Origin of the sequence: Bradyrhizobium genosp. SA-3 (assembly GCF_004212635.1) — a bacterium.
In the GTDB taxonomy this organism is placed as follows: domain Bacteria; phylum Pseudomonadota; class Alphaproteobacteria; order Rhizobiales; family Xanthobacteraceae; genus Bradyrhizobium.
Window position 1 is genome coordinate 74,081 of the sequence record NZ_PSRT01000005.1, and the last position, 15,572, is coordinate 89,652.

Annotated in this window: 7 protein-coding genes; all 7 read right to left on the reverse strand. The window is 59.9% G+C overall.

Annotated features, from left to right (window positions below; all coding sequences use genetic code 11):
• Positions 1-38: 38 nt before the first annotated feature.
• Positions 39-1,118: a nucleotidyltransferase family protein gene (locus tag CWO91_RS02675; RefSeq protein WP_130212126.1), complete on the reverse strand. Its 1,080-nt coding sequence runs from the start codon at positions 1,116-1,118 to the stop codon at positions 39-41.
• A 291-nt stretch (positions 1,119-1,409) separates the two neighbouring features.
• Positions 1,410-1,643: a hypothetical protein gene (locus tag CWO91_RS02680; protein WP_130212127.1), complete on the reverse strand. Its 234-nt coding sequence runs from the start codon at positions 1,641-1,643 to the stop codon at positions 1,410-1,412.
• 657 nt (positions 1,644-2,300) lie between these two features.
• Positions 2,301-3,002, reverse strand: coding sequence for a hypothetical protein (locus CWO91_RS02685; RefSeq protein ID WP_130212128.1), 702 nt, complete (start codon positions 3,000-3,002; stop codon positions 2,301-2,303).
• A 474-nt stretch (positions 3,003-3,476) separates the two neighbouring features.
• Positions 3,477-9,170: a LamG-like jellyroll fold domain-containing protein gene (locus CWO91_RS02690; RefSeq protein WP_130212129.1), complete on the reverse strand. Its 5,694-nt coding sequence runs from the start codon at positions 9,168-9,170 to the stop codon at positions 3,477-3,479.
• Between the two features lie 151 nt (positions 9,171-9,321).
• Positions 9,322-11,340 carry a DEAD/DEAH box helicase gene (locus CWO91_RS02695; protein WP_130212130.1) on the reverse strand — a complete coding sequence of 673 codons (2,019 nt, stop codon included), beginning with the start codon at positions 11,338-11,340 and terminating at the stop codon, positions 9,322-9,324.
• A gap of 10 nt (positions 11,341-11,350) precedes the next feature.
• Complete coding sequence (locus CWO91_RS02700) at positions 11,351-13,504, reverse strand: peptidase M50 (RefSeq protein ID WP_130212131.1); 2,154 nt, start codon at positions 13,502-13,504, stop codon at positions 11,351-11,353.
• Positions 13,505-13,514: 10 nt separating this feature from the next.
• Positions 13,515-15,431, reverse strand: a complete 1,917-nt coding sequence (locus tag CWO91_RS02705; RefSeq protein WP_130212132.1) for an efflux RND transporter periplasmic adaptor subunit — start codon at positions 15,429-15,431, stop codon at positions 13,515-13,517.
• Between the last annotated feature and the right edge of the window lie 141 nt (positions 15,432-15,572).

A 15,572-nucleotide genomic window follows, 5' to 3' on the forward strand; every position in this document is an offset into this window, starting at 1 on the left:
ACGCTGTTACGCGCCCGCGAGTCCTCACGCCGGTCCTGCTAGATTTTCCCGATGCGATGATTGGCGGTCATTTCCAGGATATGCCAAAGGGTTTCGGGGCGGGGCATGGTCCAAGTCGCGTTGCCAGATCGACTCGCTCTACGGTATTCCGCACCTACACCCCGGCGGTAATTCCGATAGTCGAGAACCGTCGCTGCCAGGAGAGGCCAACGGGCGATCGGGAAGCGAGCTTGCACCAGCCGTCGCTTGAACTGCAAGCGGGGAATGAACCGGCTGCACATGGACAAAGGAACGTACACGCCGAGCAACTCGGCCAACGCGACGAGCTGACTTTCGAGCGCATTTCTCGCCAGCTTGCTCGGCGCCAAAGAAGCCAACAGGTCCCAATGAATGCCCTCCGGAGACTCTGTCAAGCTTCGCAAATCAACGAGATGCCTCAAGTCAATTCCGCCGACCCAATAGTCGTAGTCCTGAAATTGATCATGGATAGTCAACAAAAGCGCTTGGTAAGTTGGTGTCGGCACATAGGCCGAGCCTGGACCAATTGAGGTCAGTTGACAGTGGTCTAACACGTGACCCGAGGAGCTGTAGAAATACGCTGGGCCAGGCAAGCTTCGGTGGAGGTCGATCATTCCAACATCCCGCGACCGTTTGAGGTCCGTTCTCCATTCCTCACTGTCGGCGGGAGTTTGAGATTCGATGGCATAGCCGATGTCGGACAGCGCCTCGATAGCCGTCTGGACCTGATCCGGCTCAACCATAAGGTCAAGGTCGGCCATAATCTTGGTCCCGCGCCGTTTACGCGGGGCCGTCGCGAGCGTTGCCGCTCCTTTCAGCAACGTGGGCGTCACGCCACATTCATTGAGTGCGACAACGGCCTCCGCGACTTGAGCAGTCAGGCAATCGTTGCGGATCTGATTGCGCTGATAAATATTGCGCACATAGGAACGAACGTCTTCCGGCAAACTTTGATCGAATCGATCGACGAAATCGATCAGCGCGGGAGTCGTCAGCGTTTCGTTAGCTAATCCGATGAGAGACAGCCAGTCTGGACGCTGCGGTATCGCGCCACGGAGGCATTCACAGAGGTTGAGCAGCGCAGTGCTATGACTGGCCATGGCGGAGATCCACCAGCTCGCGCCGGTCCTCTAGCGCGCCTGAATAAGTCCGGGCGAAGGACTTGGCGGCGGAGATCGTTCTCTTCAGCACAGAAAAAACCTTGCTCGATACTTTGCCATTGGCCTCAGTGTCGCGTCCCAACGGAAATACGGCAGTGGGACACATCCCAGAGGACGAGACTAGCGAATTAGAATGGCTTTGTTCATTTGCGGCACAGCTCGCGTGCTATGGACCGCGAGCTGAATTGTTTGATGGTGGGCGGGCGCAGTGCGGAGACGATCACGCAGCGCCTAGTCCGGTTTGCGCCGACGACGCTTGAGCATCCAGTAGGCGCCATAGGCAACTGCGGCGAAGGATAGCCCCGCGCCGGCGAGGGGCCCCGGTGCACCCTGAGCCGTCCCTTGACCGACGTAAGTGTACGATTGGTCGGGAGGAAAGAACAGAGTAGCCGTGAAATAGACGCCGGCCGGCACCGCTGCGGCCATCGCAAGAAAAATCGCAAGGGCCCATCCAGGTAACGTCATATTTTATTCCTTTCGACTGCTGTTGTAATCCGGCTAGATTAATTGGCGTCATTCAATTTAATAACCCTAAATTAAATAGTCTGTCAATATCAATCTTAGGTATAAAGATGAGAATTGCCTGCGACCAGACGACGCCGCGCTCTTCTGGAACCAGACGTCTGAGCCCGCGATTGCCGCGATTATCGGAAATTTGGACGTGCCTTATCAGGCGGACGATCTTGGAATTCAGCCCATGGAAGCAGCTCTGCATTGCACGACGAGCTTTCCGCCACGTCAAGAACGGGGGTGATCTGCCTGATCAATCCAAGCTCGCGAAGAAGTCTGGACCATAGATAGTGCAGCACTGTCCAAGCTATTGGTTGTGCCGCGTACACTTCGCCGCGAAGCACGACGAAGGAGCGATCCATGCCTGTTGCAAAATGTCGAATGAGATTTCGGTTTGATCCATCGGGAGTAAGCTTTGCCACCTGCAGTTGGCATGACGCTCGCGTAGCTCGGATGATCGGTGTGTCAGTCGCTATTTCGTCGGTCACCACGACGTTGAAGCGATTTCGTTCGAGAAATCTGACAAGATCCTCCTTTAAATAGTTTGGATTCTCGAATGGTATCGCAATCTTCCATCCAATGGCCAAGAAAAGCGTGGTCGCGATGCACGACCTAAATGCGCGGGAAGAGCTCACGCCTTACCCCCAGAGCGCAGAAGCCGATCATCAGGCTCAGGATGGTGGTGTTCGCGACCGCGTCGCCCCAGGGACTGTGAAACATAGAGTAGTGCCATTGACTCAATCCCATAAAGCTTATGCGGGTGACATTCACCGCGACGACGGAAAAACAGGCCATCAGAGACCAGAATAGATCGTAAGCAGATTTCTTGTGGCTGACTAACTGGCTCAGGGTTACCCAGCACAGAATTGCAAGCGACACGTTTGCGAGCGAAGAACACGCTGGCAGAATGACCAGAACGCCGGAACCGTCGGCAAATTCGACGATGTCCCCGGTTCGATGCGTCCGCAATAGCCAGCCAACGAGCGATGCATCGATCCGCAATATCGGCTCGGCAAAAAACTGAAAGAGCAAGCGGCTCCAAAACATGGGTACGGCGGTAGCCAGCAATATGAAAGAGCCACGCCGCGACGATGAGACATCGGCAGTTTTGATGATGTACAGGCTGAGCGCAGTTACTGCCAGCCAGCTGACGGGGGCTATTGGTAGAATGGCGAGCAGCACAACGGCCGCTCCCAGGGCGAGTTCTACAGGTCGAATCCCAATCGTTCGATCTTGAAGAACGAGATAGACGCCGGCGGCGCACGATATCCAGACTATTACACTGATCTCAAAGGTGCCGAGAAGCGCATCCATCAATCCAAGCCTGTGGATCGATTGAATGACTCGGGATGCGAGGCCACTGGCACAAGCCAGCGCGAATAGTCCCGCAAAGAACTCCCCGCGCGTTAGCTCCTTCGATAATGGCGACGCGGAGCTACGAACAATCGGTCCATCCAGAGCGGTCACAATATAGTGCCTCGTGCCAATTCAACTTAGCCGGGAAAAGTTCGAACTTCAGCAGGAGCATAGTCGAGAAATTGCCAAGATATCTCCGCTTGGGCAGCCGGCTCGTCGGTTCTGTCGCCGGGCCGGGTGAGTGCGGTAGCAAGAGCTGGATGCCAGTCACCCGTCGTTGGCCCGGAATGTTTATGCGTCGCCGAGTACATGAATTCGACGTCACGTTGATACGTCTTGGCGCCGATTAGCTCATCGCGCCTCGGATGGCTCAGCGCGATGGCGATGCCGCATATACCAACCTCGGCTCCGTTGTTTAGGTCTGCGTTCATTTTAGGCCAGCGCCTTGAAGGTCGCGACCTGCATCACCCATGCCGCAGAGCCCTGGAGAGATGCGGTCGCATTGTAGCTGCCCGTCGCGGTTACGAACCGGTCCTCGGCAATATCAAGGTCGGGCGTCGTAATGACACGCGTGGTAAAGCCGCTGCCTGCCGCAGTAAACCCACCCGTCGTCGTTCCGGCACCAAAAACGAGCTCATGCGCGGTGGAAGTTGTAACGGTCCCGGTGCTGGCTGAACTGGTGGTGCCCGACGTCGAGGTGCCGACATCAAAGGGATTGACGAGAGCGAGGCCGCTGTACTCCAGAGCGCGAATGTCCACGTATTGAGTCGCAGTGTCGAAGGTCACTGTCACAGTGTTGGCGCCGGCGGCGCTTTGCTTGATGTTCGCGGCGTAGTAGATGGCCTGGCTGATGCCGCTGCCTCGCGCTGTCGGAACGGCGAGCTGATAGACATTGCCGGCCGAGTCCGTGACGGACGTGATGTTCGACGTCGTGTTATTCCACCCGATCACGAGGATGTTCGTATTCCCTGTCGTCTGCGCGTTCGTGTAGGAGACCGATACCTGGGTCTGGTTGGTTTGCGGGGTGGCGGAATTCGCCTGGACGAATGCCAAAGGTGCCGGCGCCGTGACTGCATTGTACGTGGCAGTGTAGGTGGCACCGCCAACGGGAACGACGATAATGTGGTCCTGAGTGCCGCCATCCGACCACGAGGCGAAGTTGTAGGTGGTCGTTCCGACCGTCGTGTTGCGGGCTTCGATTTCGTGATTGAAGCCGATGAGCGTATCGTAAGTGAAAGGTGTCGCGTGCGCGATGCCGTCCAGATACAGCGTGAGTCCGCTCGGCGCCGTGGCGAAGTTCAGATTGACCTTGTCGGGGAAGATGGTGACGGATTGGCTCGATTGCAGCCCGCTGGAATCGGTTACGGTCAGCGTTATTCGATACCGCGTGAATCCGCTGAAGTCGTGACCGCTGGTCGGAATCGTGAACGTGCCGCTGGTCACGCCGGTGATGGGAGTCCCCGGATGAACATGGCCTTCATGGAGGAAGTCGATATTCCAGGTATAAGCACTTGCAGGGAGTGTACCATCTTCGGCATCGGTCGCGGTGCCGCTGAATGTGATCACGTCGCCCGCCCTGAAGGTCGCGCCATCGGTTGGCGCAAGGAGGCTGACAACGGGACTATTGCCGACGCTGATTGCGATCGGGGTCGACAGCGTGGAATTGACCCCGTCCGAGACCGTCAGCCGAGCCTGATACGGGCCGGCGACCGTATATGTGTGCGACGGGTTGGCCGCGGTCGAAGTCACGCCGTCACCGAAGTTCCACGAATAGGTGAGAGGCTTTCCTTCCGGATCAGATGAACCGTTGCTGGAGAAGTTGACGGTGAGTGGGCTGGGTCCTTTCGTTGGCGATGCGGAAGCCGTCGCTACCGGTGGCAGATCCGATTGAATGAATTCGATGCGGCGGATTTTGCTTACGCCGAATGTACCGCTAATATCGGAATAGCCGAGATCGACGTAGTAAAGGGCGCCATCGGGGCCTTCGGTCAAGTAGACAATGTCGCCGTAGGGGCCATCTACCGAACCGTCGGCTGGCTCGAAGTTGAAGACGCCGGTGACGTTTCCGTTGGCGTCAAACGTCAAGCGCTTGATCCAGTTCTGAGTGTAATCCGCGAAAAAGAAGCTGCCCTGATAGCTGCTTGGGAATTGCGTGCCGTGATAGACAAACCCGGCGACGACTGCCGCGTCGCGGCCATTATGCGGATAATAGTAGGCGGGTGCCGTGTAGGCGGGATTGCCGTTAGGCGCTTCCACGTCTGGCCAGCCGTAATTAGCACCCTTCGCTCCGATGTCGATTTCTTCGATTGCGGTTGAGTAAACGTTCCCGCCGACATCGCCGATGATCAGCCGCCCGGTGGGTGCGTCGTAGTAGGCGCGGAAGGGATTGCGCAGACCAAGCGCCCATACTGCATCGTAGTTCGGTCCGTTGCCGTCGTAGAACGGGTTATCGGTGGGAACGGTGCCGTCCATGTTGTATCGCAGGATCTTGCCGCGCGGCTTCGTGAGGTCCTGCGCTTCGCCAGCCTGGAAATGCTCCCCGGTCGTGAGCAGGATCTTGCCGTCGTTGCTGAAGTTAATTGCCCCGCCGTGGTGTTCGGCATTGGCAATTTCCGTATCCTGATAGATGACGAACTCGCTACCAGGCACGGTACCCGTCAGCGTCGCGTTCGCCGTGAAGCGCGAGAAGCGATCCACGTTCGGCGTCCCCAGGGTATAGAAGATGTAATAGTAGTGATTGGTGCTGAAGTTGGGATCGAGTGCAATGTCGTAGATGCCTTGCTGTACGCCCGCCGAGCCGATGTTGGTGAGTTGCAGGAAAGGCGTTGGATCGGGCGTGGTATAGGGTGGCGGCAATATCTTGATTGTGCCCGCAAGTTCCACCACCAGCATGCGGCCGTCGGGAAGGAATTTGATCGCGGTCGGCAGATTGAATCCCGTCGCCAGGATTTCGTTCTGGAAGAAGCTGCTGTTCGCGACGTTTACGGTTATCGGTGCTGACAGTGTCGTATGGCCGTCGATGTCGGTCGCCATCGCCGTGATGGTGTGCGCGCCGTTACTTGCCGTACGGGTGTCCCACGCAAGAGCGTAAGGATCCGTCGTATCGGGGGAGCCGGTTGCCACGTTGTCGATATAGAACTGCACATTGGCGATGCCGGTATCGTCCGTTGCATCTGCAGTCACATTGACGATGCCGCTAACTTGCGCCCCATTGATCGGGGAATCTATCAAGACCTGCGGTGATCCGGCCGTCGGGTTGCCGACGGGCGTCGTCATGTCCGATTGCACTTGCGCAGAGGTCAGCACGCGGTTGTAGATGCGCAGATCGTCGAGCGCTCCCTTGTAGAATTGCGCGGTCGACGCATCCGCTCCGATACGCATGGGATTGCCGCGCGCCGTGATAGTTGCTGACAGCGCCTGCGTGTTGACGAGGGTTCCGTTGACATAGGTCTTGACTTGCGCACCATCGAAGGTGATGGCGAGATGGGACCACTGGTTGAATGGCAAAGTGGCTCCTGAAGCAGCGACGCGCGCGCCACTGGATGTCCCAATATAGAAATCGGTCTGATTGCCGCCGCGCAGTTCCAGTCCATACTGGTAGTAGGGCGACGACATAGTCGTATTCCAGAACTTTCCGATAACGACGGAATCGCCGCTCGCGAGCGGCTGGGGATTAATCCACATCGACAGTGTAAGGGCGCTACCGGAGATGTTGGTCGAGGCAGAGTTTGGAATAGAAATGTAGTCATTCACTCCGTCAAAGCTCGCGGCCTGGCCATGCTTGCCGGCCACCCAGGCAACGCCGTTGTTGAGTGTCGCTAGGTTTGACTGCCCTGAGGAATCGCCCGCAGTCGTTCCGGATCCTTCATCGAAGGAATAGGCAGCAACCAGACCCGGTGTTTGAGTGTTTGACACCGTGATGCTGACGGGCAGCGAATCGCCGGTGTTTCCGGAGGTATCCCGTGCGCGCGCCGTGATCGTGTGGACGCCATTCGCGACCGTCGTCGTGTCCCAGCTGACGCTGTAGGGTGATGTAAGGTCTTCGCCCCCGCCGACCGCGATATTGTCCACCAGGAAGGTCACGCCCGCGACCCCGGCATTGTCGGACGCATTGGCACTGATCGTGATCGTACCTGAAACGGTCGTTGATCCTGTCGGCCCTGTGATTGTGGCCGTGGGTAATGTCGTGTCAGGCGTCAGCGTCGTGGCGCTGGCCGGCGCGGATTGTCCAGAGAGGTTCGCCGCCGCGTCCCTCGCCTGCACGGTATAAGTGTAGGATGTGCCCGGCGACAGGCCGGTATCGCTGAACGTGGTCGTCGTCGGGGTGCCGACTTGCGCACCATTGCGGAAGACCTGATAGCCGGTGACCGCAACGTTGTCGGTCGAGGCGTTCCACGAAAGATTGATCTGCGTTGTCGAAGCGGCGGTCGCCACCAGGCCCGTAGGAGTCGATGGCGGTGTGGTGTCCTGGGTGGCAGTCGTCGTGAAGGTGGCGTTTGAGCCGATCCTTTCGTTCCCCGCGGCGTCGATCGAACGGACGCGGTAATTGTAAGTAGTGCTGGGAGCAAGGCCGGTTAGCGCAACGCTGTGTGCCGTCACCAGGGTCGCATCAAGCGTCGTCGACGATCCGTAACTGGTCGTCAGCCCATACTCGACCCGCGAAGTCGCCGCCTCATTGGTCGTCCACGTGACTCGTGCGGTGCTGCCGGTAATGTTCGTTGCTGTCTGCCCGGAGATCGTCGGTGCGGTTGTGTCGAGCACGATGGTATCTGTCACCGCCGCAGACCAGTTGCCCGCGGCGTCCATGAACTGGACATAGACCGTCTTGGTGCCCGTTGCATTCGACAACGTCCAGGCCTTGGTCGGGGCGAAGGCTTCCGCCGTCGAATACGAACTCCCGCTATTGGAGAAGCGCATCTGCTTGACGGAAGTGACTGCATCGGTCGCAGTGAGCGTAAGCGTGACCGAGGTGCTATTGGTCGCCGCGGCACCGCCGTTGATCGTCACCGTACCGGTCGGCGCTTGATTGTCGACCGTGATGTTGACCGGCGTCGAAGTGGTTATGTTATTGGCAGCATCGCGTGCCTGCGCGGTCAGCGCATGGGAGCCGTTCGATGCCGTGGTCGTGGTCCACGAGACACCGTACGGCGAGGTGGTATCCTCCGTACCGATCAGAGTGTTGCCGTCCAGCAGGAACTTGACGCCGATAACGCCAACATTGTCCGACGCGCTCGCTGCAAGACTCACCGTTCCGGATACGATCGGGGCCGGAGGCGTGAGGGACACGGTCGGAGGCGTCGTGTCCGCCGTTCCGGCAAGAGGCGTTGCCATGTCGGTCTGGATCTGCGCCTGAGTGAGCGCATGGTCGGCGATGCGCACGTCATCGATGCGGCCGGGGAATTCGTAGCCGGTGCTGCCGGCCCGCCGGCCGATGTCCACATTGGCTGTCGAATTCTGCTGGGAATTCGTGACGGTGCCGACCAGCTGACCATTGTCGAGCGTGCCATTGAGGTACACGTCCATGGTCTGATTCGCAGCGTTGTAGACGCCGGCGATGTGGTACCACGTGTTGAGTTGCAGCGGCGTCGCGCCATAGCGGAACATCGGCTGGCCGGCACTGTTGGTGAGCTTGAATCCGATGGTGCGGGGACCGGTATCGGCGGTGATATCGAGCTGATATCCGGACTCGCCCGAGGTGCGCTTGGACACGACCGCAGCATCATCGGTGGGGAACGCACTAACGTAAACCCATGCACCGACGCTCATGCTGCCCGTGAATTGCAGCGCAGTTGGATTGCCGAGATTGACGAAGTCATTCACGCCATCGAGTGCAACCGCATTGCCATATCGTCCGGTTGTGAAGGTCGGACCGTTCGTGAGCGTGCCGACGATGCCGTGACCCGATGCATCCGCCGTCGTTGTGCCCGAGGCCTCGTTGAAGGCGTAGCCGGCCGTGATGCCGAGCGGGTCTGCGGCCAGCAGCAGGCGCGGTTCGAGCGTCTCGAAGATTAGCGGCGAATGGCTAGCATCGCGTTTGCCATCGACGATCGTCTTGCGATCGCTCCTCGCGCTGCCGTGAACAATCCGTCGCGCCAGATGGCCGAAAAAGCCCCAGGAACCCGACATCGTTGTCTCCGAATGCCACAACCCGAAATCGCGCTGGATAATTAATTGATATTTAATTCCAGTTAAATAGTACCATAATGCGGCGGCCTCGCTATATATTTATAAAACCTTTTTGGGTAAATATAATGATATTTGAGTGAGGGGAAGGCGGTCATTCAGTCCCGGCGAAGCTGAGAATTCTGTTGACACGAAGATCTTCAGCGAGAGCGGCCCGTCTGGCTCGCACGTGAAGGCGCTCGGCCCCGTGTTGGCCATAGCTGCGTAATGCGCGTCCTAATGCTCCCTGAATTGGCTGTGTCCGTTTCGATCGTTTGCCTAGCAACCGAAGAAGCTTCGGGTTCATAAAGCGTCTGAAAAGCTCATCATCGAGCGCGACGATCGTTTCGTAGCTACCGGGATCACCCTGGCGGCCGGCGCGCCCAAAGAGTTGGCGGTCGATGCGGCGGGACTCGTGATATTCGGTCAGGATGACATGCAAGCCGCCTCGGCTCCGGACCGCAGGATGTAATTGTATATCGGTGCCGCGGCCGGCCATGTTGGTAGCGACGGTAATGCGGCCCGGTTGACCCGCGCCCGCAATGATCTCGGCCTCTGCGTGGTCCTGTCGCGCGTTAAGAACCACGGCTTCGAGTCCCGATCTGCCAAGCAACTGCGAAATTTGCTCAGAGGCTTCAACCGAGCGGGTCCCGACAAGCACGGCGCGACCTTTGCGAACGATGTCGTGAACTGAATCGACCACGGCGTCCCATTTGAGGTTGGCCGTCGGAAACAAGCGTGTGCCGGCATTCGTTCGTCGCAATGGCCGGTTTGTTGGGATGCGTACAACGCGGAGGCCATAGGTGCCGTACAGTTCTCCTGCCGGCTCAACCGCCGTCCCGGACATGCCGCAAAGATGCATGTAGCGGCGGAAGAAGCGCTGATAGGTTATTTGCGCAAGCGTCGTGCGCCGCTCCGTGATCGTGCAATGTTCCTTGGCTTCGATGAGCTGGTGAATGCCGCCTTCCCATGAACGGTCCGGCATCACGCGTCCGGTATATTCGTCGACGATCTGCACCTTGCCATCGGCAACGATATACTGAACGTCGCGTCGGTAGAGGTGAAGGGCGGCAAGCGCATGCTGCGCGAGTTCTTCGCGCGCGCGTCGGATCGCCCATAGCCCTGGTAGTCCTGCAGCGAGCTGAGCGATCCGGCCCTCGCCGCGGGTAGTTAGCCGCACCGACTTCTCGTTTGCGCGCACATGAAAGTCGTCGCCGGGCACCAGGCGTCGAGCGAGATCTAGTGCGGTCTCGTGCAGACCCCCGGCGTTCTCGGGCCCTTCTTGCGTTCCGGAGAGGATCAATGGCACGCGGGCCTCATCGATCAGGACGCTGTCGGCCTCATCCACGATCGCGAAATGCAGACCGCGCAAGAGCGGTGATTGATGGTGGCTAGCAAGTCTGCTGTTGAATATTGTGTCGAGAGAAAGCCGAGAACGGGCACGGCGGGAGCCGAGCGCGAGCCGATCGCGGAGATAGTCGAACACGAGCTCCTTGTTGGTACAATAGGTGACGTCACTTGCGTAGGCTCTTTGCCGCTCGTGCCGCGGCTGTCCGTGCTCGACGAGCCCGACCGTGAGATCGAGCGCATTGTAGATAGGCGCGAGCTGTTCGGCGTCGCGGCGCGCGAGATAATCGTTGACCGTGATGATATGAACCGGACGTCCCATGAGTGCGGCAGTGATCGCCGGCAGCAGCGCCGTCAAAGTCTTGCCTTCACCGGTTTCCATTTCGGCGACCGCGCCTCCCATCATGGCGGCGCCGCCGAGCAATTGTACCGGAAAGAGACGCATCCCGACGTGACGACGCGCCGCCTCGCGCGCAAGCGCAAACGAACGCGCCATTTGATGCGAGTAGGGGGGAGTTGACAGCAATGATGCGCGCAGCTCCTCCGCGGTTTCGCGCAAACGCCGGTTCGTCAGGGCAGCGAACTGCGGTTCCAGATCACCGACCAACCGGACAAAGCGGCCGAGGCGGTCACGCGCGAGGGCCGGCTGCAGGAAGGGCAAGACCCGGCCCCAAGCGTCGAGCAGGGCAGCATCGAGTGCAATCTCTCCGCGAGCGGCTTGCTCCGCGTAGGGTGCGTCCACCGCCACCGAGGCCAAATTGGCGAAGTTTCGTTTGCGCCTGAGCATACGGATTCCCTCAGACCTGCAGCTGAGACAGCAGTAATTGTCGTAGACGGCGCCAGATCTGCTGGCCCGGCGGCTCCCAATTGAAGTTGAAGCGGATGTAGGCGCGACCGCCGAACGCGGTGGCTGCCGGTGCATTTTCGGGCAGCACAAGATCAATTTGGAAGACGCGTTGCAGCGTCTTTACGCCTTCGGGATCGCCAGGATCGACGGTGAAGGCGCCGCCGCCGGCGCCCCCCAAAGCCCTGCTGGGGAGGACGTCACGGCCTGACGGTATTTCGCGAAGGGACTCAACGGGCAATGTCTCATCAGGGCGCTCTGCGAGTTTAACTTCGGCGCTCTGCAGCCGATGGCGAACGAGGTCGATGTCGTCCTGACGGATTGTTGCGCGCACGGTGCGTGAACCGGGAGTAAGTACGTAGCCGATTTGTTGCCCTTCGCGCAGGAAGCGTCCAGGCAAATCCTGTGGTTTCATAACGGCAAAGGTGCCATCGCTGCGGCTGTGCACGATGAGGCGCGCGGCGCGATCGGTCGCGGTCGCGAGCTCGGCGCGCGCCTGCCCCAATTCCGTCGTGGTAATCTCCGCGCTCGCGCGGTCGGTAAAGCGCTCGGTGGCAAGCCTTGTCTCGAGTTCGGCGACGCGTGCGTGGAGAATTGAGAGTTCGGCCTGGAGTGTTGATTCCTCGCTTTCGACCAGCGCTTCTCCGGCTGTGACGTTCATGCCCGGATGGACCAGAAGCGCGCGCGCGAAGCCGTCGGTTCTCGCGCGCACGATTGCATTCTCCGGCAACCAGACGACGCCTTCCGTCGTGGTGTAAGAAGGGACCGGAATTAGGAAAAGTATCAACCCGGTGGCCAGGATCATGCCGAAGGTCGCCGTCACGACGCGGGCGCGATTGCGGTGAAGGCTCGGGCTCGCGAGCACGAACCACAGTGCCTTGCCGATCGGCAGCGCAACACCTGTCAGCAGGCTCCAGGCCGCGATCGAGACGCCGAGGGCGAGATACTGCGAGGCGACGAACACGGCGATCGCGAGCATCACGACCTGGCGGTAAAGGAAAGCAGTCGGTGCGTAAAGAACGAACCAGATTCGTTCGCCAGTCGTGGCCACGAAATCCTTCGATCCATCAGCGCGAAACGCGTAGCGATTGACAAGGTAGCTCCAGTACCGGGTAGCACGCTGCGCCAGGTTCGGGATTTCCAGCAGATCCGCGAGAATGTAGTAGCCGTCATACCGCAGGAGTGGATTGCCGTTGTATACCAGGGTCGAGACACCGGCGACGGCCAGTGCGTCGAACGCGAGCGCGCGGACAAGTCCAGCCTCCACGGTAAGCCATACGTAAAGCGCGAGCGCAGCGAAGAACACTTCGACGATCATTCCGGCCGCGCCGACAAGGGCGCGCCTCCACTTGCTGCGGAATGCCGAAGCGGCAGAGGCGTCGACATAGGGCAACGGGGCGAACACCAGGATCATGACTCCGAATTCGGGTACTGCTCCCCCGAACGCCGTGACCGCAAATCCGTGTCCAAATTCATGCAACGTCTTGAGCAGGAGATACACCAGCGCGAGCGACAGCAGGTTGTCGGTGGCCAGGATTCGGTCGGAGGCGTCGGCCGTTAGTTCCTGCCAGTGTTGTGCCGCGAATAGAGGCGCCGGCAACACCACCAGTAGCCACAGCACGGCACCCGGCAACCCGAATAACCATTCTGCAAGCGGCCGGGTACGCTCGAAAAACCTGACCGGATGCCAGAGCGGAATCCGCAGGGCCAGCGGGTAGAGCACGTTGCCGAGCCACCTGGATCGTTTGGCTTTCGCCGCACGTGCGGCCAGCGCGCTTGCATCCGGGGTCACTTCGGTTTGTAACAGGTCGAAAGCGCTGAGTTCGGCCAACAATTGGATGGCGTCGCTCTGGCTCGGCGCCTCCTCTGCAAGAGCGGATCCGACCTCATGCCAGATCTGGTCAACCGTTCGCACGCCGTCCATCGCGGCCACGATCATGTAGCCGGCGGGCGACAAGCGGTGCATGCGGCCGGTCGCGTGATCCTGCACGACGTACCAAATGCAGCCCCGATACCGATGTCGGTAGACCGAGGTGTGGTCGCGAAGCTTCGGCCGGCGTTGCGCGATGCGATACCAGGACGAGCTTAGAAACGGGGCTGCGGTCATATCGCCCCTCTCACGGCAGATACTTCCACGCGGCAAGGCGCAACCAATCGATGACAGGATGCATCCAGATCCACGCAATCGAACGTTGTCCGGAATTGATCTTTGCAACGCCTTCCATCCCGGGGCGCAATGCAAGGCCCGCTTCCGAGAGGCGGGCCTCGATCCGAAATGCATTGCGTCCTTCCTCGGCGAGCGTAACCGGCGTGATCTTGCTCAAGGTCATCGGCACCGGTTCGCCGGGTCTGCCTGCGAGCGCCACGGTGCCGCTTTGCCCGACCGCCACGAAGCGAACGTCACGTTCGTCGACCTGAACGATCAAGCGATAGGAATTGAGTGGCGCCACCTCGAACAGCGTCTTTCCCTTCTCGACGGGAGAACCGAGCATCTGGCTCAGGTCGCCGGAGACGACGACACCGTCGAATGGAGCGAGGATCCGGGTGCGTGCGAGCTTCTCTTCGGCGAGTGCCAACTGGGCCTCCGCCTGCCGGATCTGCGGTTCCAGTACCACGAGACCGTTGCGATTGTGCTTGGCGAGCGCCTCGCGATCGCGCTGAAGCAGCTTGTCGAGTTCGGCTCGCCACTTCAACCGATCGAGAACGAGATCCCGGTCGTCAAGCTGGGCGAGAAGGTCGCCCCGCCGCACCGTGTCGCCAGCCCGTGCCGGGGCCGCTCGAACAAATCCGTCGAACGGAGCCACGGCTGCGCGCTGCACTTCGGCCTCAAGCACTGATTTGGCGGTGACGCGGTGCTCGCCTTTCGCAAAGACCAAGGTCAGCGCAAGCACCATGACACAGCCGACGCAGAGCTTGAGGGTCGGCCGCCGTGCGCCGAACAGTGCCGCGCATCCGTCGCCGATACCGTCAACCACACGTCCGCCCAAGAGCCGGTTCGCCCGCAGCTGCAACCCGATCTGAGGTCCCAGCAGTGCCGCGACCCCCTCTACCAGCTTCAGCGTGTCGTCCGTAAAGGGCTCGGCGCGGTGACGTTCGAAGGTGAGAGCGCCGATCGGTTCTCCATGGGGGCCGACCAATATAGCTGACATCGTCGACGAGCCGGACGCCTTTGCTTCCTCCGCCAGCGCCCGATGGGCGATGGTCACGACACGTCCCATCCTCGGCAATGGCGGATAAGCGACGCACCCTCGCTGCTCGATCGCCTCTTCCATTGCGTTCTCGATCGCATTGACGAGGCGGCTCTCGCGTTTGAAGCTGGCCGAGAACGAAACCGCGCGCAGGCATATTGTGCCATTCCGACCGACAATACCCAGCGACGCGCGCTCGCACCGTAGGCGGGTTGCCAGCTCATTGACCACCGCGATGGCCATACCGCTCAGCCGCGGCTGCGCGTTCACTGTGACGAGGAGGTCCAGGCACGATGCGGCTCGCGTTACGTCAGACGAGAGATCCTTAGTGTGCCTGGCCCAAGGCAATGCCTCGAGCCAGCCCGCGCCCCAGCGCAATTGCTCAGCGACGACGGCCGGGGTGACCAGGGGCTTGGCGGCCGTCGTCGTCAATGCGATGGCCACAGCCGCAATCGGCTCGTTCGCAGTGCCGAGCGGCAGGGCGACTATCAGGGCCACAGGTTGCGCGGGCCTGGAATCAGGACCGACGCGACCGGGAGCAACGACCAAGCGGCGTTCCGCGTAGGCGGTTTCGGCCAGGCGCATGAGATCGCTGGCGTCCACATCCCGGGGCGGCCACGTTACCGATAGTAACGGCGCAGTTGAATCAACCCGCCGCATGAGCAACAGACCCGCTGACACGCCGGCAATACGGCTGCATTGCAGCGCCAACCAGGCCGAAACAAATGTCGCTTCGTTTCCCGCGTTCAGCAATCCTTGCCAATGCGGCGACGTCGTCGCATCTGCGGGCACCCTCCGCAATTGTGGGGCGGGGCCCCCGCCTGCTGTCAAGTCGGGCTCAGACATGTGCCGTCCAAAAAAGGCGCCGACCAATGACTTGGTGGTGCTGTCGGAGGGGGCCCGCCATCTCGCGCCAATCCATTGGACAATATTATTTTTCGAGTTATGTCATTTTAAGCTTATTAAATCCAATTAATATTATATACA

Coding starts and splice junctions, on each gene's coding strand:
- CWO91_RS02675 (WP_130212126.1), bottom strand. CDS start 1,118: ATGGCCAGTCATAGCACTGCGCTGCTCAACCTCTGTGAATGCCTCCGT.
- CWO91_RS02680 (WP_130212127.1), bottom strand. CDS start 1,643: ATGACGTTACCTGGATGGGCCCTTGCGATTTTTCTTGCGATGGCCGCA.
- CWO91_RS02685 (WP_130212128.1), bottom strand. CDS start 3,002: ATGGATGCGCTTCTCGGCACCTTTGAGATCAGTGTAATAGTCTGGATA.
- CWO91_RS02690 (WP_130212129.1), bottom strand. CDS start 9,170: ATGTCGGGTTCCTGGGGCTTTTTCGGCCATCTGGCGCGACGGATTGTT.
- CWO91_RS02695 (WP_130212130.1), bottom strand. CDS start 11,340: ATGCTCAGGCGCAAACGAAACTTCGCCAATTTGGCCTCGGTGGCGGTG.
- CWO91_RS02700 (WP_130212131.1), bottom strand. CDS start 13,504: ATGACCGCAGCCCCGTTTCTAAGCTCGTCCTGGTATCGCATCGCGCAA.
- CWO91_RS02705 (WP_130212132.1), bottom strand. CDS start 15,431: ATGTCTGAGCCCGACTTGACAGCAGGCGGGGGCCCCGCCCCACAATTG.